Genomic DNA, 20,551 nt, shown 5'->3' with positions numbered 1-20,551 from the left:
CCGGGAGTTACCCGAGCGAGCCCTCCATCTCCAGTTCGACGAGCCGGTTGAGCTCGACGGCATACTCGATGGGCAGTTCCTCCGTGATCGGCTCGATGAAGCCCGAGACGATCATCTGCTTGGCGTCGTCGTCGTCGAGGCCGCGCGACTGCAGGTAGAACACGTCCTCGTCGCCGATCTTCCCGACGGTGGCCTCGTGAGCCACGTCGACTTTCGACTCGTTGATCTCCATGTACGGCATCGTGTCGGAGGTCGACTCGTTGTCGAACATCAGCGCGTCACACTCGACGGCCGTCGAGGAGTTCTCGGCGCCGTCGGCGATGTGGACGAGGCCACGGTAGTTCGTGCGACCGCCGTCCTTCGATATCGACTTCGACTCGATGGTCGACTTCGTGTTCGGCGCGTTGTGGTACACCTTCGCTCCGGTGTCGATGTTCTGGCCCTCGCCGGCGAAGGCGATGGTGATGTGGTTGTCCGAGGCGCCGCGGCCCTTGAGGATGGAGCTGGGGTACAGCATCGTCGCCTTCGACCCCATGGACCCGGATATCCACTCCATCCGGCCGTTCTTCTCGACGAGCGCGCGCTTGGTGTTGAGGTTGTACGTGTTCTTCGACCAGTTCTGGACGGTCGAGTACTGGACGTGGGCGTCCTCGCCGACGAACACCTCGACGCCGCCGGAGTGGAGGTTGATCGCCGAGTACTTCGGGGCCGAGCAGCCCTCGATGTAGTGGACCTCCGAGCCCTCCTCGGCGACGATGAGCGTGTGCTCGAACTGGCCCATCCCCTCGGAGTTCATCCGGAAGTACGCCTGCACGGGCATCTCCACGGTCACGTCCTCGGGAACGTACACGAACGAGCCGCCCGACCAGACGGCCCCGTGAAGCGCGGCGAACTTGTTGTCGCTCGGGGGAACGCACGTCGTCATGAAGTGCTCGCGGACGATCTCCTCGTGCTCCTGGACGGCCTCGTCCATGTTGCAGAAGATCACGCCCTTCTCCTCCCAGCGCTCTTGCATGTTCTGGTAGACGACCTCCGACTCGTACTGGGCGCCGACGCCCGAGAGGGCGTTCTTCTCGGCCTCCGGGATGCCCAGCTTGTCGAAGGTGTCCTTGATCTCGTCGGGGAGCTCCGTCCAGTCGTCGACGCCCGCGCGGACGTCCACGTCGGGGCGGATGTACGGGACGATCTCGTCGATGTCGACCTCGCTCAGGTCCGGCTGGCCGGGCCAGTCGGTCGGCATCGGCATCTCCTGGAACTGCTCGAGGGCGCGGAGGCGCCGCTCCAACATCCACTCGGGCTCGTCTTTGTCCTCGGAAATCGCGTGAACGGTCTCCTCGGTGAGCCCCTTCTCGGCCGCGAACGCCGCCTTCGACTCCTTCTTGAAGTCGAAGCGCTCCTCGGTGTCGGTCTTCTGCAGGTGGTCTTGGTCCGAACTCATGTGTTGATCGTGTTTACGGGTGTGTACGCATTAGGCTGTTCAGTAACCATTATCGATTACGCCGCCTCGTAGACTTCCTCGCGGACCCAGTCGTACCCCTCGTCCTCGAGCTCCTCGGCGAGCTCGGCGCCGCCGGACTTGGCGATCTTCCCGTCGAGCATCACGTGGACGTGGTCCGGTTCGACGTAGTCGAGGATGCGCTGGTAGTGGGTGATCTGGAGGATGCCGGTTCCCTGCTCGTCACGGAGGGCGTTGATGCCCTCCGAGACGTCCTGCAGGCGGTCGATGTCGAGCCCGGAGTCGATCTCGTCGAGCACGGCGATCGACGGCTCCAAGATCGCTGCCTGCAGCACCTCGTTCTGCTTCTTCTCGCCGCCGGAGAAGCCGGCGTTGAGGTAGCGCTCGGCGAACTTCTCGTCCATGTCGAGCAGCTCCATCTTCTCTTTCAGGAGCTGCTGGAACTCGGCGACGCCCACGTCGCCGTCGTCGGCGGGGCCCTCCATCGGGGACGTGTCGTACCCCGAGTCGTCCTCGGCGTCGGCCCCCTCCTCGTCCTCGTCCTCGAAGAGCTCCTCGCGCTCGTCGAGCTTCGCGTTGAGCGCCTGCCGGAGGAAGTTCACCATGGTCACGCCCTCGATCTCTGCGGGGTACTGGAACGCGAGGAAGATGCCGAGGGCGGCGCGCTCGTTCGGCTCCAGATCGAGCAGGTCCCACGTGAGATCCGCCTCGTCGATGTCCACGTCGATATCCGCGACGTCGGCCTCCGAGAGCGTCAGCCTCACCGAGCCGCCGGTGACCTCGTAGGCCGGGTGGCCCGCGATGACCTTCGCAGTCGTCGATTTCCCGGAACCGTTCGGACCCATCAGAGCGTGGATCTCGCCGTTGTTCACTTCGAGGTCGACGCCCCGGAGGATCTCTTCGCCCGTCTCTGCGACCTGCGCCTGGAGATTTTTGAGTTCGAGTGTCGCCATATTCGTGTATACGCCTCTAGAGATGAATGGGGTCGTTCGACGCATGAAGGTTTCGCATCCACACGAGTGCGCTTTTCGATGGAGAAAAATCCTTTTCAGGATATGAAATCTCGGGCGAGAAAGTCGTCGAAGCGCCTACATGAAGCTCCCGAGTCCCGTCTGTTCTTGCCCGCTTTTGACCTCCTCCCACGACATCCCCAGCGCCTCGATGATCCGCGCGATCGGTCCTTCAAGCGTCTTGTCGAGCATCTTGTCCCAGTCGACCTCGAACTCGTCGGGCACCTCGTCGGCGTACTCGAAGCAGATCACGTCTGGGTCGCGCTTGAACTCGCCGTACAGCGGGTCACGCTGCGGGTCGAACCCCTCCTCGTCCTCCATCCGGCGGAAGAAGTCCGGGTGGACCTTCTCCAGGTACAGGCGCTTCGGCTTCGACCCGCGTTGGAAGTTGGTGCCCAGCATGAGGTTCGCATACTTGGCGCCGCGGACCTGAGCGGTGTCGGTTTCGTAGCTCTCCAGCCGCTTGCCGATTCCGCCGGGGATCCCAACCTCGTCGAGGTCGGCGTCGCCGTCGAGGAAGCGCTGGATCTCCTCGTGCAAGTAGTCGGCGATGTCTTCGGTGTCCTCCCCGTGGACGATCATTTCGATGACCCGCTTCTGGACGCGCTTCGTGACGGGGGCGATGTCCGAGCGCTTGTACTCGAAGCCGGTGATGTCGATGTCGTCGACATCCTTCCCCTCCTTCCAGACGATGTGGCCGGCGTAGCGCTTCTTTTTGCCGGCCTGGAAGAACCGACGGTAGAGTTTCTCGAACTCGATCTCGAAGCGGTGTTCCTCCGCATCGAGTTCCTCGCGCGCGAAGTCGTCGTAGCGGCCGTTGATGTGCTCTTCTATCTCCTGTGAGAGCCGGATTACCGCCGCGAGCCTGAGGAGATCCTGATCGGACATCTCGGGGTGGACCTCGGCCATCTCCTCGGAGACAGTCGCGTCCTCGATCTCCTCCTCGGAAATATCAGATAAACTCAACATAACCGAATCCGTGTCACCGTATGTCACGTCACGGCCGAGTTCGTCGACTGCCTGCTCGGTGAACTCGATGACCCGACGACCCATCGCGGTGATCGCGGCAGCGTTCTCCTTGTCGTACAGTCGGAATCGTTCCCAGCCGGAGACGCCGTACAGCGACTGGCCGACGAACTGGAACTTGCCGTTCCGGCCGGCGAGGAGTGTGTGGTTGTCCGCGACCGTGACACAGTACACCCCCTCCTCGGCGGTGGACCGGCCGCCGCTCCGGTGCGTCCGAAGGGTGTTCTTCGAGTCCTCCGTGCAGTAGATGCGCCACGACCCGCTGTCGTGGTTGTAGTTCGCGGTGCGTCCGATGTGCGCACAGAGCCGGAGTACGTCGTCGCGGAGTCGGTCGCTCGACGTAGTGTAGCGCCACGAGTTTCCCGACTGTCGGTCCCCGTCCCCGGCGATGAGCGTGTCGAGGAACCGCCGTTTCTGTTCCTGACTTGCGTCGAACACGAGGTCCGGAATTCGTTTCTCGAAGCTGTTCGCGCCACAGAGTTCCCTGAACGCTTCGCCGAGGAGTTTGGACGTGAACTGGTACGCCCGGTCGTCGACGTACGTGTCGAACCCCATCCGGTCAAGGAGGTCGCCGATGGCGGCGTGGTGGGACATCCCGCCATCCGCGACGGCGTTCTGTGCGATCTTGACCGTCGTGGCGGACCCCCGGAGCTGATCGCCGAACCGCTTCTCCTCGGACGTGTACACGTTCCCCTCCGTGACGTACCACGCCAGGAGGTCGAGGAAATCGTCGCCGTCGTACGTTCGCGGGACCCACTTCCGGTTCGGCTCGCTGTGGACGTAGAACTCAGAGCAGACCGAGTCCAGATAGTCGCGGTGCTCCTCGAACTCCTCGGCCGAGAAGACGTAGCCAGTCGTCCCGATGTCGTTTTTGACGACCTTCTTCGGGTAGTACCCAAGTTCCGCGGCCAACGTGTGGCCGTGCACGTCGTTGTTCGCCCAGACCTCGTAGCCGTCGTCGAGCAGCCGGGTGAGGTCGACCTCATTGATCCGGTCCCCGTCCGGGCCGGACCAGTCGTGTGGGAGTTGGTAGTTCGTCGCCCGGTCAAGGCCGCCGGCCTCGACGAACCGGTAGTCGTCCTCCTCTCTCGAGACCCCGTTCGTCTCGTCCTTCCGGACGAGCATGCGGTGGTTCGGCGTGACGCGGAAGTCCATCTTGCTCGTCTCGATGTCGATCAGGTCCCCGCGGTAGTCGGGATACGCGTGCGTCTCGGTGACCGGCTTCGTCTCCATCTCCATCGTCTCCGGGTCGAGCGAGTACACCTCGTCGCCCACGTCGAGGTCCGTGATCGCTTTGACGCCGTCCGTCGTGACGACCTCCGTATCCGGCGTGAAGCAGTTCATGATCACCTTCGTCGCGGCCTGCTGCCGGTCGTACTGCTCGTAGGCGTCCGACCCGGGGTCGTGCTCGTTGCGTTCGCCCTTCAGGCGCTCGCGCTCGGTGAGCAGTTCGTCGACCATCTCGCGCATCATGCCGTCGGGCTCCTTCCGGAACCGGGTCCCGTTGGGCGCGCGGTACGTCTCCCCGTCGAAGGAGTCGGGGTCCTCGACGATGGTCTCGGGACTGGCGTTGATCGTCACCATGCACATCGGGTACAGGCTCTTCAAGTCCAGCACCGACACCATCTCCTCGACCCCGGAGATGGGCTCGAAGACAGCCCCGCCCTCGAAGTCCTCGCCCTCCTGTTGGCCCTTCGTCGGCAGGACGAAGTCGCCGAAGGCGTTGTGGAGGACGTACATGTCGACGGCGTCGCCGGGGGTGGGGGCGTCCTCCAGTTGACAGCCGACGAACTTCCGCGCGTCGTCCCAGAACGCCACGATGTTCTGCTTCCGGTCGATCTCGACGCACAGCTCCACGTCGCGGACGTTGTACTCCAACAGCCGCTCAGGGTCCCTCTCCCAGAGGTCGCCGATATCGCCGGTGTAGCGCTCCTTGCCCACGTTGAGTTCGAGCTCGCCGACCGCGTCGAGCCTGTACGACTCCAGCTCAGAGAACTGGGTGCGCTGGTAGGCGTACAGCAGGTCGAACACGACCCGGCCCTTCACGTCGGGGCCGCCCCAGCCCGAGCGCCACGTCTCGTTCACGCGCGAGAGCCGGTCCGGGGAGAGGTCGTAGTCGCTCCTCGGGTCGAGTTCCTCACAGCGGTCGAGGAAGTACGGCGCGTCGAAATCTTCGAAATTCCAACCAGTTAAAATATCTGGATCGGTGTTAGAGATATATTCGAGAAACGCGTCGAGCATGGCGTCCTCCTCGGCGAACGTCTCGACCCGCAGGTCGCCGTCGCGGTCGCCGATCTGCTCGTAGTCGTCGAGTGCCGCGGGGGCGTCGACGCCGCCGACGGGCGCGTCGTACAGCCAGGCGACGTACTCGTCGCGGTAGGAGTCGTGAGAGGTGAGACACACGACCGGCTCCTCGCCATCCTCCGGGAACCCGTTGCGGTCGTCGACCTCGATGTCGAAGGTGTTCACGCGGATGTCCGCGTCCACGTCAGTCGGTTCGAGGTGGTCTGGCGTGACCTGCAGCCGGCCGAGATTCTCGCCGTCGCGCGCGTCGAGTCGTCGCTCCTCGACGCGCAGCCCCGAGGTCACGCCGTGGTCGATGAGGAACCGGTTCGGGAACAGGATGTCCGCCTCGTACGTCCGCTCGAAGTCGTCGCGGATCTGGCCCACGTCGCGGGGCGTTCGGGCGACGACCTTCGTCACCGGCTCCCCTCGGATCGACTCGAACCGCCCGCCGTTCGGCCCCTCCTCACGCGTGTCGAGGATCACGTCGTACTCCTCGACGAGAGTCCGATCCTCGATGTCAGCCGTCGCGACGTAGAAGTACGGCTCGATACCGAGGACGCGGACGTGCTCGGGCTCGTTGTCGGCGGTCCGCCCGAACACGTGGACGACGGGGTACTCCTCGGCGCCAGTTCCCTCGACGGTGTAGTCGACGGCGGTGACCATGAACTCGACAGTACCCGTCGAGTCCGGCACGACGATGTCCTCGCGGTCGACGACCGCGCTCACTCGCCCCTGCCCCGCGCCGGCGACGTGTGCCGCCTCGGCGTCGGGGCGGTCCCCGTGGCCGTCCCCGGCGTCGGCGTCCCCGCCGCCGGCGAACTGGTCGAGGCCCGCCTGCGAATCGCTCATTGGCGGTTCTTTGCCGGTCGCCGGTAAAAACCTCCCTTTCGGAGGCGCCGTCAGGCGTTCGAACGCAACGGACACCGGCGGGTAGGATGTCCGTTCGCCGCGGTATCCCCGACGTACTCCGATCCAGGGGGCGTTCGAATACCGCGAGCAGATCGCCCGCCGAGGCGACGATGGCGAGGACAACCGCCACGGAAAGGCATATACCGTGCCATTACATACCACGGTTCAGCGATGACCCACGCATCCGATTCCCCGTTGGATCGCTCGGGCGCGAGCCCGGACGAGGCCGTCGAGACGGTCGAGGCGTACGAGGACGACGGGCGAACGGTGCTCTACGACGCCGAGAATCCCCTCGCGTGGGTGGAGGCGAGCACCGCGGTGACGCTCGCCGACCTCGCGTAGACGCGCGTCCGTCGACCGACGGCCGGTGGCCGCCGGTCTACCAACCCTTTTGCCGGTCGTCGGCCAAGCACCGCACGTGTTCGGCGAGGACGACGAAGACGGGGAGCTGTTCGACCTCGAACGGCAGGCCGGCGAGGCCGAGGAGCACGGCCCCCGCGTCGATATTCCGTCGGTAGACGACCCGTCGGCGTCGCTGCCGGACCCGTCGACGGTCGACCCGGCCGTCCAGCGGGCGTTCGTCGCCGCGGTCGTGTACGCCAACGTCGCGCTATTGGGGGTATCGCTCGGTCTGATGCTCGTCGGGTTCCGCGGCGACTGGCGGCTGGGCGGGGCGTCGATCGCGATCGGCCTGCTCGCGGGCGTCCGCGTGTATCAGACGGTCCGCGCGTTCAAACGGCGGGATCACGACGAGGACGACACGGACGGTTCGGACGCCGGGGACGACCCCGCCGGACCCGATTCCGACCCCGACGGGAGCTGACCCCGACCCCAACCGTGGGGGAGGCCGCCGGGTCGCCGCGACCGCCGGCATCGACACGCCTTTTCGCGCTCGTCCGCTCTCACCGACCATGCAGTCGGTTCGGGACGCTGACGGCACGCGGTACCTGCTCGTGAAGCGGTCGTCGGAGTCGAGTCTCGTGCGCGACCCGGCGACTGGCGAGGAGCGCTTCCTCCCGAACGCCGACCTCGAAGCGGACGGGGAGTCGCCGCTGTCGGCCGCATCCGGTGGTCTGCCGACCGACCTCCGTCGGGCGGTGTTGGCGTGTCGCGACGAGCGCGCGCTCGGCTTGCTCGTCGAGTTCGCCGACCGCGGGGCGCTGTCGGTGCGGTCGCTGCTGGACTCTTACGACCTGTGCGAGTCCGATCTCCACGGCCTGCTCGCGGAGTTCCGCGCCGCGGGGCTGATCGACGAGACGACCGTCGCCGGCGAGCGCGGCTACGAGCCGACAGACGCGACGACGGCGGTCGTCGAGCGCCTTCGCGGCTGACCGGCCGGCCCGGCCGGACCCGTCGCGGTCGGCGGTTCCCCGAGGAGTCAGTCGTCGGTGTGCTCGGCGTCGCCCGTCGGGATATCGACCGCCGAGAGCGACGGGTCAGCGACCCGTTCGACCGTCGATCGGTTCGAGGTGGGGTTCTTCTCCACGCGGATGAGTTCGTCCGCGGCGCCGACGAGTTCGTCGTCGTGGCTGACGATCAGGATCTGCCGGACGCCGAACCCGCGCATCTCCTCGATCAGGTCGGCCAGTCGGGAGACGTGCCCCGAGTCGAGGAACACCGTCGGCTCGTCGAGGATGAGCGGCGGCGTCGGCGACGCGCCTTCGATTCCCTCCGCGAGCAGGCGGTAGATAGCACACCGCAGCGATAGGTTGAACAGCGCCCGCTCGCCGCCGGAGAGCTGCTCGGGGTCCAGCGGTTCGCCGTCCTTCTGGTAGACCGTCAGCTCGTACTCGCCGTCCAGCTCGATGTGGGAGTAGGCGTCGTTGCCGTACACGAGCTCGAACGTCTCGTTGAGCATCCGTTCGAGGCTCTCGACGTTCGCCCGGCGGAGCTCCGCCCGGAGGTCGCCGTACATCGCCTCCAGGTCCTCGGTCTCGTCGTGGAGCGCGTCCAACTCGGCGACCCGGTCGGCCAGCGCGTCTCGGCGCTCGCGCAGCGCCTCCAGCTCGTCCAGTTCGTTCTCGACCGCGCCGATCCGGCTCGTGAGGTCGTCGCGGCGCGCGCGCAGGTCAGCCAACGCCTCGTCCACCTGTTCGATGTACTCCTCGGCGTTGTCGAGGCGCTCGCGAGCTGACTCCACTCGCTCGTCGTCGAACGCGTCCCGGAGGTCGTCGCGGCGCTCGCGCTTCGTCGCGAGGAACTCCCGTCGCTCGTCGTTGCGGTCTGCAATGTCGGCGCGCTTCTCGGTCAGCCGTTCGATCTCGGCTTCCGCGTCTACGATCTCCTCGCGCGCACGCTCGACGGCGTCCAGCCGGTCGCGGGCGGTTTCGATCGCGTCGAGGTCCGATTCGAGCGCCTCGGCGTCCGCGCTCGCCTCCTCGGCTTCCTCTGCCTTTTGATCGCCGACCTCGCGTTTCTCCTCGGCCTGCGACTCCAGATCCTCGGCCTCCTCGCGCAGGTCGGTCGCGCGCTTGCTCGCCTGTTCGATCTCCGCCTCTTTCTCGGCGATGCCGTCCTCGACCAGCCCGCGGGTGTCAGCGATCTGGCCGAGTCGGTTTTCCGCCTCGACGAGCTCCGCCGCCCGGTCGAGCGCCTCCTCCAACTCGGTCTCGCGCTCGGTGAGGTCGGCGAGGTCCGCTTCCAACTCCGCGACGCGCTCGCGCTCGCCGTCGAGCCCGTCGACGTGCGGAGAGCCGTCGACCGGCTGACCGCACTCCGGACACTTCCCCTCCTCCAGCAGCCGCTCGGCCTCCTCCACGCGCGAGCGCGCGGCACTCGCCTTGCTACTCATCTCGCGGATCTCCGCGCGCACCGCCTCCAGGTCCTCGCGGACCGACTCGCGGTGCGCCGTCGCGTCGCCAACCGAGACGGGAGCGTCCTCGAACGTCGCCCGTAGTTCCTCGCGCTCCGTTTTCAGCTCCGTGAGCGACTCCTCGCGCTCGGCGAGCGTCTCCGCCGCCGCCTCGGCCTCGTCGTCGAGCTCCGCGGCGCGGGCACGCTTCTCGTCTGCGCGATCGGCGGCCTCCTCGGCCGTCTCCGCGAGGTTCTCCGACTGGTTCGTCAGGGCGTTCACCCGCGAGCGCGTCTCGCGGAGCTCCTCGCGCACCTCGTCCTCGCGGTCGTCGAGGTCCTCGCGGCGCGCGTCGAGCGTCTCCGGGTCGGCGCCGTCGACGTCGACGGTCGAGAGCCGCGCGTCGAGCGTGACCTCGGCGTCGTCGACGCGGTCGCGGAGGTCGGCGATCCGGTCGCCGAGCCGCTCGCGCTCTGCCTCGTCCTCGCGGATCGTCGCCTCCAGGTCCTCGATGTCCGACTCCAAACCGGCCAGTTCCTCGCGGCGCTGCTCGTACTCGTCGAGCACGTCGCGGGCCTCATCGCGCGTGGACGCCGCCTTCTCGCGCTGCTGCTCGTAGTTCTCGATCTGCTCGTCGACATCCGCGAGCGTTGATTCCAGGGAATTGAGCCGGTCGTGCAGGTCTCGCTCCTCCTTCTCGGTCACCTGCTGTTCGACGCTCTCCAGCGCGCCCCGCGTGGCCGAGCGAACGTCCTCGACGCCGAGGCGCGCGTCGCCGGCGCGCTCGCGGTACTCCTCCAGCGTGCCGAGTTGGAGGAGGTCGTCGATCATGTCCTGCCGCTCGGTCGGCGTGGCGTTGATGAGCTTGTTCACCTCGCCCTGGCGGACGTACGCGCAGTTGACGAACGCCTCCGCGTCCATCCGGAGCAGGTCGGCGACGAACGATCGTACGTCCGTCGCGCCGTCGCGGTGGACGGCCTCGTCGTCGGATTCGAGCGTGCAGGTCGTCGTCTGGATCTGGTCGCCGTAGCGCTTCAGCTCCCGGCGCACGCGGTAGGACCGACCGTCGTGAGAGAACCACAACTCGACCTCGCTCTCCTCGGCGCCGTTGGTCACCACGTCCTCCAGCGTGCCGTCGAGCGCCTTCGACCCGTACAGCGCGAAGAAGCACGCCTCCAACAGCGAGGACTTCCCGCTGCCGTTGAGCCCGTGGATGACGGTCACGCCGTCTGACAGCCGCAGGTCGGTGTCGGCGTACGGCTTGAAGTTCCGCAGGCGCAAGCGGTCGAATATCACCGTGAATCACCCAGCGTGAGCTGCCCGTCGCCGTCCTGGTCGGTCGCGGGGGAGTCCTCCTCCGGGCCGGTATCGGGCGCGTTCGCCGCGACGCCATCGTCGCCGCCGACGTTCCCGTCGTCAGGGGCGTCGCCCGGTTCACCGTCGCCGTCCGCGGGGCCGACCCCGTCGGCGCCGTCCAGCCGGTCCTCGATCCGGCGTTTCACCTCCTCGCGGACGTTCGAGTCGGGGAGGTCGCCGCGGACCACGTCGTCCACGTCGCGGGCGGCCTCGGAGAGCCCGAGGTCGCCGATGCGCTCGCGGACCGCCTCGTCGGGGTCGGCGAAGCTCACCGACAGCTCCGTCTCCGCCTCCACCTCGCGGCGGTCTGTGACGCGGGCAACGAGCGCGCCGCGGTCGGCGGCGAACTCCTCGACGGCCGCGGGCGCGATCGGCTCGCCGTCGCCCGTGACCCGCACGATGACGACCGCGTCCGCCACGTCGCGCTCTCGGACGCGGTCGCGCACGCGGTCGAGTCCCTCTCCCTCGGCGAGCTCCACGTCGACGAAGACGAACGGGCGCGTCTCCAGCGCGCGACGGCGGATGTCGACCGCATCGTCGCCGGCCTCGGCGTCCGCGCCGAGGCGGACGAGGTTGTAGCCGCGGGGGTCGCGTTCGCTGGCTGAGGCGCGCTCCGTCGATCCACAGTACGTCACCCAGGCGCCCGACACCTGCGCGGTGTCCGGCGTGTGGTTATCGCCGAGCAGCACCGCGTCGAACGCGACCGTCGACTCCGCCAGCACCGTCTCGGTGTCCCAGTCGGCGTACGCGAACGGCTCGAACAGCCCGTGGCTCACCAGCACCGCGGCGTCGGCGTCGTGGGAGGCAAACTCATACTCCAGGGCGTCACGCCGGCTCTCTGGGACGTGATCGAGCCCGTAGAACGCCGTGTCGCCGATCACGGTCGGCTCGTCGTCCAGCCGGGTCGCCAGCCCCAGCGACTCGAACAGGTCAAGCCACTGCCCGCCGCGCGTGGACTCGTGGTTGCCGACGACCGCGAGGAACGGGATGTCGGCGCCGTCCAGCGTCCGGAGGGCCGAGAGCACGCCGAGCAGGTCGGGGAGGTCCGGCCGGCGGTCGTGAAACAGGTCGCCGGCGTGGACGACGGCGTCCACGCCATCGTCGACCGCGTCGGCGACGACCTGCTCGAAGGCGTCGAGGAAGTCCGCTCGCCGCTCTGGCGAGTGGTACTGGCGATACCCGATGTGGGTGTCGCCGGTGTGGATAACCCGCGTCATCAGTTGTCGTCCGGTTGTTCCGCCGTCGGCATATGCCTATCGCGAGCGGAGCGAACGTGGTCCGCGGCGTACCAGTCGAGTCCCGCGCCGCGTTCGCTCACGGGTCGTCCCTCCCCGTTCGTATCGAGGCCTCACTTCGCCCGGTACGTCCCGTGCTCGCTCGGTACGCCGCGCGGTACCGCTCGATCGTCTCGACGACCGCTCGGGCGCGGCGGGCGAGCGTCAGATCGGCGGCCGCCTCGGCGACCGTCCGCGTCCGCCGGAAGCCACCGTCGGCCGCGAACGCCGCCGCCCCCTCGACGGTCGTCAGCGCCTCCTCGGCCTCAGCGACGAGATCGCGCTGTGCGGGCGTCACCCGCGAGGTCGACCTCGGACCGTCGCTGTCGCCGTCGCGGCGGGGCGGGGCGACCGCGAGCGCTCGAAGCGCCTCGCGGATCTGGTCGGCGGAGGTGGACTGTCCGTGCATCGGCGGTGAATGGCCCCGGCATCCGGTATGAACTCTCGCCACGGGTCGCCGCCGCGGAAGGCAAGACACTCTTGCGGTCGCGCGAACTCCCGGCCATGCGGATCGGCGTCGGCTCAGGCAATCCGGTGAAGCGCGAAGCGACCGAACGAGCGGTTGCGGGCGCGGACGGCTTCGGCGACGGTACGTTCGTCGAGGCGTGTCCCGTCCCGTCGGGCGTGCCCGAGCAGCCGCACGGGCACGACGAGACCCGATCTGGGGCCCGAAACCGGGCGAACGCGGTGCTCGATGAGGGGTACGGCCTCGGCGTCGGGATCGAGGGCGGAGTCGCGGAGTTCACAGAGCGCGACGACCTCTTCCTCGTGATGTGGGCGGCGGTCGCCGACGGCGAGCGCGTCGGGGTCGCCGGCGGGCCGAGCCTCGCGCTCCCGCCGTCCATCGCCGGACGCGTCCGCGACGGCGAGGAGCTCGGCCCGGTGATGGACGACGTGCTCGGGGAGTCCGACGTGGCGAGCAACCAGGGCGCGGCGGGCGCGCTCACCGGCGGCCGCGTCGACCGGACCGACGCGCTGCGAACCGCCGTGGCGGGTGCGCTCGGGCCGTTCGTGACGGATCTATACTGAAGCCCGGCAGCGACACCTCGGCGGGCGCGTTCAGTCGTCGTCCGTCGCGAACTCCGAGCCCTCGCGCTCGGCGTCCTCGTCCAGATCGGCCGTCTCGTCGACGGCGTCGGTGAGCGAGACGTTGAACCCGATCATCGACGCGACGCCGCCGGCGACGGTGACGGCGTTCTTCACCGCGTGGTCCAGCACCGCCGCCGCGAACGCGACCGCCGCGGGGACCCCGCCGAGGCCGACCACGAGCGCGGTGAAGGCGGCCTCGTACAGCCCGATGCCGCCGGGCGACAGCGGGAGCACCTTCGCGAGGTTGCCGACGGAGACGGCGAAGAAGCCGACGACGACGAGCTGCGCGAACGTCATCGAGGCCGTCGCGGTCGGGAACGCCGACAGCACGAGCAGCGCGGTCACCACGTCGAGCGTCCACACGAGCACGGAAACGCCGCCGACGCGGGCGAACGAGCCGCGCGTGCCGGCGACCGTCTGGACGCCGGCGGCGAACTCCTCGACGACGCCGGCGACGTAGTCGACGTACGAGTCCGAGGAGAACCGCGAGACCACCTTCCGCACGTAGTTACGGTTGCTCCGTGCGGTCGCGACGATGAACAGGAGGCTGGCGACCGCGACCACCCCGATGGCGGCGGCGACCTGGATCGCACGCGAGACGGCGGCCGGCGGAACCCCCGGGACGTTCGCCGACACCGCCGTCGCGACCGCGCCGGCGCCGTCGGTGGCGAGCAGCCCCGCCAGCACCGCGCCCGCCATTGCGGTGATCGTGAGCAGGTCGAACACGCGCTCGGCCGCCAGCGAGGCGAATCCCGTCGGGTACGGAATCCCGCGGCGAGCCTTCACAACGTACGCGCGCACGGCGTCGCCGGCGCGCGCCGGGAAGACGAGGTTCCCCGTCTGGCTGATGAACACCGCGCCCGTGAGGAACCCGAGCGTCTCGCGATAGCCGAGTTCCGTGAGGATGTCGCGGTAGCGAAGCCCCCGGAGCGGCCACGAGACGAGGTACACGAGCGTCGCTGCCGCGACGGGCGCGGGGTCGGCGCCCTCGAACGCCGACACCACCGCCGACGGGTCGAGATACACCGTCATCAGCGCGAGCGCGGCGACAGTGAGGACGATGCCGGCGGCGACCGTCCTCGTGCGGGTGATCCGCGGCGACACCGACAGCTGCCACCACAGCCGGACGATCTGACTCCCCATGCCGAACACATCGCGCACGAGGTCGACCTTCGAGTCGCCCTTCGGCTCCCAGTCGACGGGGAACTCCGCGACCCGCAGCCCCCTGCGCTGGGCGCGCACCAGCAGCTCCGTGTCCCAGAACCAGTGCTCGTCCTCGACGGCGTCGCGGAGCTCCTCGAACGCCGCCCGGGAGAGCGCCTTGAATCCGCACTGGTGGTCCCGGACGCTCGACCGGAGGACGGTCCGCACGAGGAGGTTGAACCCCCGTGAGGGGACGCCGCGCTTGGCCGGTCGGTCCGCCTCGTCACCGGGCATCCAGCGCGACCCGGTGGCCACGTCGTACCCCTCCCGGTCGACCTTCGTCACCAGCTCTTCGAGGTGGCGCATGTCCGTCGCGAGATCGGTGTCGAAGTAGACGAGCGTGTCGCCGACCGCGCGGTCGAACGCGAACTCCAGGGCGCCGCCTCGGCCCAGCCGGCGGTCGCTGTGGAGGTGTCGCACCCGGTCGTCCTCCCGCGTGAGGCGGTCGGCGATCTCGGGCGTCCGGTCCTCGCAGCCGTCCTCGGCGACGATCACCTCGAAGGCGTCGGCCGGGAGGAACGCCGCCAGCGTCTCGACGGTCGTCCGAACGGTCCCCTCGATGGTCGCCGCCTCGTTGTACGCGGGGAGGACGACGCTGACGCGGATCCGATCGCCGTCGCCGTCGCCGACGGCGGAGCCGGAGGCGGACCCGGGGCGCTCGCTCGGACTGCTCATTACCCGCTTGGTGGCCGGCGCCCGGGTAAGAACCTTCTGTCATTCCAGCGGCGCGGCCGTGTTAGGCGACCGTACCGACGCGGCCAGTCCGGGGCGGCGATGCCGGTCGAGACGGGAGCACGATCGCCATACTGCGGCGTGTTAATCCCACGTACCAAACCCCCTTTGATGTGAGCGCATGTGTGCAAGGCTATGAGCGCGACGAGCACCGTCGAGTCGATCCAGACCGAGGAGACCGCGACCGTCGGGACGAACGCTGACCTCAGCGACAAGCAGCACCGGATCCTGGCGTACCTCCGCGAGCACGCCGCCGAGCAGACGTACTTCAAGTCCCGGCTCATCGCCGAGGAACTCGGCCTGTCGGCCAAGGAAGTCGGCGCGAACATGTCAGCTGTCGTCGACGCCGCCGTCGACATCGACGTGGAGAAGTGGGGCTACTCCTCGGGGACGACCTGGATGGTCACGCGGTAGGGGGGCGACGGCGAGCGATCGTTCACTCGGGACCGAGTTTTCTCCGCAGGCCTTTATACTGGCGCGCGTGATCTCCGGGTAAGACTATGCGACGAGCCAAGATCGTCTGTACGCTCGGTCCCGCCTCCGACGACCGACCGACGATACGGGCGCTCGCCGACGCCGGGATGTCCGTCGCCCGGCTCAACGCGAGCCACGGCGACACCGACCACCGCGGCGAGGTCATCGACCGCATTCGCGCGGTCGACGACGCGACCAACGAACCGCTCGCGGCGATGCTCGACCTGCAGGGCCCGGAGATCCGGACCGCCGAGATCGACGAGCCGATCGAGGTCGCGACCGACACCCAGGTGCTGTTCGTCGAGGACGACGCGGCGACGCCCGACCGGATCGGCGTGACGCACGCCCCCAGGGAGACCGAACCGGGCGACCGCGTGCTCTTGGACGACGGCCGGATCGAGACGACCGTGGTCGAAGTGAGCGACGAGGGCGTGCTCGCGCGCGTCGACTCCGGCGGCGAGCTCGGCTCGCGCAAGGGGGTCAACGTCCCCGGCGTCGACCTCGAGTTGCCCACGATCACCGCGGCCGACGAGCGCGAACTCGACCTCGTCACCGACCACGACGTGGACTTCGTCGCCGCGTCGTTCATCGGCGACGCGGGCGACGTGTACGCCGTCTCGGACGCGCTGGAGGAGCGCGGCGCGAGCGACGTGCCGGTCGTCGCGAAGATCGAGCGCGCCGACGCCGTCGAGAACCTCGATGGGATCGTCGACGCCGCGTACGGCGTGATGGTCGCCCGAGGCGACCTCGGCGTCGAGTGCCCGCTGGAGGACGTGCCGATGGTGCAAAAGCGCATCATCCGCACGTGCATGGAGACCGGCACGCCGGTCATCACGGCCACCGAGATGCTCGACTCGATGGTCCGCTCGCGGCGCCCGACACGCGCGGAGGCCTCCGACGTGGCGAACGCGGTGCTCGACGGCACCGACGCTGTGATGCTGTCGGGGGAGACGGCTGTCGGCGACCACCCGGTCCGTGTCGTCGAGACGATGGGCCGGATCGTCCGCAAGGTCGAGACCAGCGACGAGTACGCCGAGACGCGCGAGGACCGCGTCCCGCTGGCGCAGACGGAGTCGCGGACGGAGCCGCTGGCGCGCTCGGCGCGATTCCTCGCGCGCGACACCGACGCCGCCGCCGTCGTCGCCGCCTCGGAGTCCGGCTACACCGCCCGCAAGACGGCCAAGTTCCGGCCGGCGGTCCCCGTCGTCGCGACGACGCCGAACGACCGCGTCCGCCGCCAGCTCGCGCTCTCGTGGGGGGTACGCCCCATGTCAGCCGACTACCACTCCAGCGTCGAGGAGGTGATGGACTCGGCGGTCTCGGCCGCCCTGGACGCCGGCGCCGCCGAGTCCGGCGACACGCTCGTCGTGCTCTCGGGCATGATGACGGAGCTGGAGGGCACGAACACGACGAACACCCTGAAGCTCCACGTCGCCGCCGAGACCATCGCCACCGGCCGCCACGTCGTCGGCGGACGCGTCTCGGGCCCGCTCCGCCGGCTCCCCGACGGCGACCTCACGGGCGTGCCCGAGGGGACGATCGCGTACCTCCCGGCCGACTTCGACGCCGAGTTCACTGGCGACACGGGGAAGCTCGGGGGGATCATCGACGCCCGTCCGGGCATGACGGGCTACCCGGCGCTCGTCGCCCGCGAGCTCGGCGTCCCGATGGTGTCGGGCGCGCCCCTGGCGGACGCCGTCGCCGACGACACGACCGTGACGGTCGACGCCGAGCGCGGCGTCGTCTACGAAGGCGACGTGATCGGCCACGCGCGGCGGCGCTGAGCGCCCGGCGTCGCGGTCACCCGCGGCTAGGGGTCGCCGTCACCCCCGACACCTCTTTACCACGCCGACGGCTACTCTGGTCCATGTCGGACGACCCCCGCGCCGGCGCCGCCGCCGACTCAGATGTCGACTCGGACGGCGAGGAGTGGCGCTTCGCGATCGACGAGGTCGGCCCCGAAGCGGAGGCTGCGCGCGAGGCAGCGCGCAACCCGCCGATCGAACCGGAATCGATCGACGCCGAGAACGCGCTGTTCGTCGCCGCGGGCGTTCTCGGGACGCTCCTGTTGGTGTTCTCGGTGACGCTTTAATCCTGGCGTCCCCACCATCCGCTCATGCTGCTCCAGTCGGGGCTGGTCGGTCCCGAGACACTCCCGCTGCTGTTGATCGCGGCCGGACTCGTGCTCTCCATCGCCGAAGCGCTGGCCCCCGGTGCGCACTTCGTCGTGATCGGGGTCGCGCTGCTTTCGGCCGGACTCGTCGGACTCGCGCTCGGGCCGCTTGCCGGTCCGTTCGTGCTCGGGTTGCTCGTGCTCGTGTTCGGCGCGCTGGCGTTCTACGGCTACCGAGAGCTCGACCTGTACGGCGGGAAGGGGCAGGCGCAGACCTCCGACTCGGACTCGCTCCGGGGCGCCAGCGCGCGCGTCACCGAGGCCGTCACCCCGACCGGGGGCGAGGTGAAACTCGACGAGGGCGGCTTCAACCCCTACTACTCGGCCCGGTCGGTCGACGGCGAGATCCCTGTCGGCGCGGTGGTGCTGGTCGTCGACCCCGGCGGCGGCAACGTCCTCACCGTCGAGTCGCTTGAGGGGGGCCTCGACGCCATCGACCGGGAGTTGGCGAAGGGGCGCTCCCGCGAGGAGTTCGCGAGCGCGGACGCGAACGGAGACGGCGAGGCGAACGACAGGGACGGCGAGGCGAACGACGCCGACGGTCGGGAGACGGAACCCGAGCGGGAATGAGCCGCCGTCGGCGACTCGTGGAGTGACAGCGGGAGAACCCTTAAGCACCGACGGGCGAAGCGTTAGCCATGGTCCTCCCACTGCAGATCGCCGGGATCGGCCCCGCGGTGATCGGGCTGCTGTTCCTGGTGGTCGCGATCGTCGCCGTCTATCAGGCGATCGTCATCGTCGACGCATACGAAAAGAAGGCCCTCACCGTGTTCGGCGAGTACCGGAAGCTCCTCGAACCGGGCATCAACGTCGTCCCGCCGTTCGTCTCCCGGACGTACACCTTCGACATGCGCACGCAGACCCTCGACGTGCCGCGTCAGGAGGCGATCACCCGCGACAACTCCCCCGTGACCGCCGACGCCGTCGTCTACATCAAGGTGATGGACGCGAAGAAGGCGTTCCTGGAGGTCGAAGACTACAAGGTCGCCGTCTCCAACCTCGCGCAGACGACCCTCCGCGCGGTGCTGGGCGACATGGAACTTGACGACACGCTGAACAAACGCCAAGAGATCAACGCGCGCATCCGCAAGGAGCTCGACGAGCCCACCGACGAGTGGGGAATCCGCGTCGAATCCGTCGAGGTGCGCGAAGTCAACCCCTCGAAGGACGTTCAGCAGGCCATGGAGCAGCAGACCTCCGCCGAGCGCCGTCGCCGCGCGATGATCCTCGAGGCGCAGGGGGAGCGCCGCTCCGCCGTCGAGTCCGCCGAGGGTGAAAAGCAGTCGAACATCATCCGCGCGCAGGGTGAAAAGCAGAGCCAGATCCTGGAGGCGCAGGGTGACGCCATCTCCACCGTCCTCCGCGCGAAGTCCGCCGAGTCGATGGGCGAGCGCGCGATCATCGACAAGGGGATGGAGACGCTCGAACAGATCGGTCAGGGCGAGTCGACCACGTTCGTCCTCCCGCAGGAGCTCACCAGCCTCGTCGGCCGCTACGGCAAGCAGCTAACCGGCTCCGACGTGCAGGACAGTGAGGGGCTCGACTCGCTGGAGTTCGACGCCGAGACCCGCGAGATGCTCGGCCTCGACGACATCGAGGACATCCTCGGCGAGATCGACGAGGCCGCCCAGATGGACACCGAGGCACTCGAACAGGAGGCCGCAGCGGTGAAAGAAGGGGACATCGGCGGCTCGATCAAGTCGGCCGATGAAGTCGTCGCCGAAGCGGACGAGGAGGGAGAGCCGGTCGACCCCGCGGACGAGGTCGTCACCGACGACGGTGCCGGCGGCGAGGACGGCGACACCGCCGAACCCGAGACTGAGCCCGAGACCGAGTGACGGCGCAGTCGGCGGTGGCGCTCCGCTCCGCGGTACGCCTCGATCGCTGATCCGCTTGTTACAGAGTCGCTACCGGCCGTCTGTCCGCTTGTCACCGGCTGACACAACGACACCCTTTTGTTCGCAACTTCGCTACGATGGGGTGTGACACGCGAGGTCGACGCGGACAAGCGCGCCACGCTCCGGCGGTTCGCAGCGCTGGGGGCGGCGACGCCCTTGGCCGCCGGGGGTCGCACACGCGCCGCCGGCGGCGACGCGGACGAGTCGGCCGCCCGCGACGCCATCCGCGGCTACCTCGCGACGACGCCCGGCGCCCACTTCTCGAAGCTGCGCGACGACCTCTCGCTGGCGACCGGCGAGACCCAGCACCACCTCAAGCGGCTGGAGTCGGCGGGCGAGGTGGTCTCCCAGAAAGACGGCGACTACCGTCGGTACTTCCCCGCGGGGCGGTTCACCCCGTTCGAGCGCCGCGCGCTCGGCTACCTCCGGCGCAACACCCCGCGGGGGATGGTCCTCGAACTGCTTCGCAACCCCGACGCCTCGGGCGCCGACCTGGCCCGCGCGCTCGACGTGACGCCGCCGACCATCTCGGCGTACGCGGGTGAGCTCGCCGACGCAGGGCTGCTCGACACCGACGACGGCTACCGCGTCGCCCGCCCGGAGGCGGTCATCGCGCTCGTCGTCCGCTATGCGGATTCGTTCGGTGCCGACGCGGTCGCCTTCGCTGATGACGCCGCGAGCTACATCAGCTACGACGGATAACCGCCGGTCGACCGAGCGCGCCGATCCCAACGCCTCCAGCGACGCCAGCGACTCGTGAGGAACTGCGACTCGTGAGCCGGGAAGAGAGACTGGCGCCACTCGCGGTCGGCGCGCGCTCGGCTATCGTCGCTTCGTCGCACAGCGCCTGTGGGTGGGCTTCGTTTGTGGGAGT

General features: G+C 68.8%; 17 protein-coding genes. 10 read left to right on the top strand and 7 right to left on the bottom strand.

The genetic code is table 11. The features are described from left to right. Positions 1-7: 7 nt before the first annotated feature. The 3 genes from sufB to BUE16_RS02740 form a co-directional block, all read right to left on the bottom strand. Positions 8-1,438, bottom strand: coding sequence for a Fe-S cluster assembly protein SufB (sufB, locus tag BUE16_RS02750; protein ID WP_073306859.1), 1,431 nt, complete (start codon positions 1,436-1,438; stop codon positions 8-10). 56 nt (positions 1,439-1,494) lie between these two features. Continuing rightward, positions 1,495-2,409 carry an ABC transporter ATP-binding protein gene (locus BUE16_RS02745; RefSeq protein WP_073306858.1) on the bottom strand — a complete coding sequence of 305 codons (915 nt, stop codon included), beginning with the start codon at positions 2,407-2,409 and terminating at the stop codon, positions 1,495-1,497. A 135-nt stretch (positions 2,410-2,544) separates the two neighbouring features. Then, positions 2,545-6,627 carry a DNA polymerase domain-containing protein gene (locus tag BUE16_RS02740; RefSeq protein ID WP_073306857.1) on the bottom strand — a complete coding sequence of 1,361 codons (4,083 nt, stop codon included), beginning with the start codon at positions 6,625-6,627 and terminating at the stop codon, positions 2,545-2,547. A 231-nt stretch (positions 6,628-6,858) separates the two neighbouring features. Between BUE16_RS02740 and BUE16_RS16815 the strand changes: the two genes are divergently transcribed. The 3 genes from BUE16_RS16815 (at position 6,859) to BUE16_RS02730 (ending at position 8,018) form a co-directional block, all read left to right on the top strand. Further along, positions 6,859-7,029 (top strand): DUF7331 family protein, encoded by a 171-nt coding sequence (locus BUE16_RS16815; RefSeq protein WP_200778349.1) that lies wholly within the window; start codon positions 6,859-6,861, stop codon positions 7,027-7,029. A 76-nt stretch (positions 7,030-7,105) separates the two neighbouring features. Beyond that, complete coding sequence (locus BUE16_RS02735) at positions 7,106-7,510, top strand: DUF7322 domain-containing protein (protein ID WP_073306856.1); 405 nt, start codon at positions 7,106-7,108, stop codon at positions 7,508-7,510. Positions 7,511-7,598: 88 nt separating this feature from the next. Beyond that, positions 7,599-8,018 carry a DUF7346 family protein gene (locus tag BUE16_RS02730; RefSeq protein WP_073306855.1) on the top strand — a complete coding sequence of 140 codons (420 nt, stop codon included), beginning with the start codon at positions 7,599-7,601 and terminating at the stop codon, positions 8,016-8,018. A 47-nt stretch (positions 8,019-8,065) separates the two neighbouring features. Here the strand turns inward: BUE16_RS02730 and rad50 are convergent, their stop codons facing one another. The 3 genes from rad50 to BUE16_RS02715 all read right to left on the bottom strand — a co-directional run bounded on the left by rad50 (position 8,066) and on the right by BUE16_RS02715 (position 12,517). After that, the gene (gene rad50 / locus BUE16_RS02725) at positions 8,066-10,774 is read right to left on the bottom strand and encodes a DNA double-strand break repair ATPase Rad50 (protein WP_073306854.1); all 2,709 of its coding nucleotides are present in this window, start codon (positions 10,772-10,774) and stop codon (positions 8,066-8,068) included. Then, the gene (mre11, locus tag BUE16_RS02720) at positions 10,771-12,051 is read right to left on the bottom strand and encodes a DNA double-strand break repair protein Mre11 (RefSeq protein ID WP_073306853.1); all 1,281 of its coding nucleotides are present in this window, start codon (positions 12,049-12,051) and stop codon (positions 10,771-10,773) included. Before mre11 ends, rad50 begins: the two co-directional genes overlap by 4 nt. Positions 12,052-12,148: 97 nt before the next feature. After that, positions 12,149-12,517 carry a hypothetical protein gene (locus BUE16_RS02715; protein ID WP_073306852.1) on the bottom strand — a complete coding sequence of 123 codons (369 nt, stop codon included), beginning with the start codon at positions 12,515-12,517 and terminating at the stop codon, positions 12,149-12,151. A gap of 95 nt (positions 12,518-12,612) precedes the next feature. Here BUE16_RS02715 and BUE16_RS02710 point away from each other — a divergent pair, with 95 nt between their 5' ends. Further along, on the top strand, positions 12,613-13,137 hold the full coding sequence (locus BUE16_RS02710) for a DUF84 family protein (protein WP_073306851.1): 525 nt from the start codon (positions 12,613-12,615) through the stop codon (positions 13,135-13,137). Positions 13,138-13,167: 30 nt separating this feature from the next. On the opposite strand, the gene BUE16_RS02705 is transcribed toward BUE16_RS02710, so the two are convergent. Continuing rightward, positions 13,168-15,075, bottom strand: coding sequence for a flippase-like domain-containing protein (locus tag BUE16_RS02705; RefSeq protein WP_073306850.1), 1,908 nt, complete (start codon positions 15,073-15,075; stop codon positions 13,168-13,170). 192 nt (positions 15,076-15,267) lie between these two features. On the opposite strand from BUE16_RS02705, the gene BUE16_RS02700 reads away from it, so the two are divergent. From BUE16_RS02700 to BUE16_RS02675, 6 genes are all read left to right on the top strand, one after another. After that, the gene (locus tag BUE16_RS02700; protein WP_200778348.1) at positions 15,268-15,546 is read left to right on the top strand and encodes a DUF7123 family protein; all 279 of its coding nucleotides are present in this window, start codon (positions 15,268-15,270) and stop codon (positions 15,544-15,546) included. An 86-nt stretch (positions 15,547-15,632) separates the two neighbouring features. Next, positions 15,633-17,390: a pyruvate kinase gene (gene pyk / locus BUE16_RS02695; RefSeq protein ID WP_073306849.1), complete on the top strand. Its 1,758-nt coding sequence runs from the start codon at positions 15,633-15,635 to the stop codon at positions 17,388-17,390. Between the two features lie 83 nt (positions 17,391-17,473). Further along, positions 17,474-17,698: a DUF7312 domain-containing protein gene (locus BUE16_RS02690; RefSeq protein WP_073306848.1), complete on the top strand. Its 225-nt coding sequence runs from the start codon at positions 17,474-17,476 to the stop codon at positions 17,696-17,698. A 24-nt stretch (positions 17,699-17,722) separates the two neighbouring features. Then, positions 17,723-18,349 carry an NfeD family protein gene (locus BUE16_RS02685; protein WP_073306847.1) on the top strand — a complete coding sequence of 209 codons (627 nt, stop codon included), beginning with the start codon at positions 17,723-17,725 and terminating at the stop codon, positions 18,347-18,349. 68 nt (positions 18,350-18,417) lie between these two features. Further along, positions 18,418-19,617, top strand: coding sequence for an SPFH domain-containing protein (locus BUE16_RS02680; RefSeq protein WP_073306846.1), 1,200 nt, complete (start codon positions 18,418-18,420; stop codon positions 19,615-19,617). A gap of 144 nt (positions 19,618-19,761) precedes the next feature. Further along, positions 19,762-20,379, top strand: a complete 618-nt coding sequence (locus BUE16_RS02675) for a winged helix-turn-helix transcriptional regulator (protein WP_073306845.1) — start codon at positions 19,762-19,764, stop codon at positions 20,377-20,379. Positions 20,380-20,551 lie beyond the last annotated feature (172 nt).

Source organism: Halobaculum gomorrense, from assembly GCF_900129775.1.
Lineage (GTDB): Archaea > Halobacteriota > Halobacteria > Halobacteriales > Haloferacaceae > Halobaculum > Halobaculum gomorrense.
This window is presented reverse-complemented; position numbering and strand designations above follow the sequence as displayed.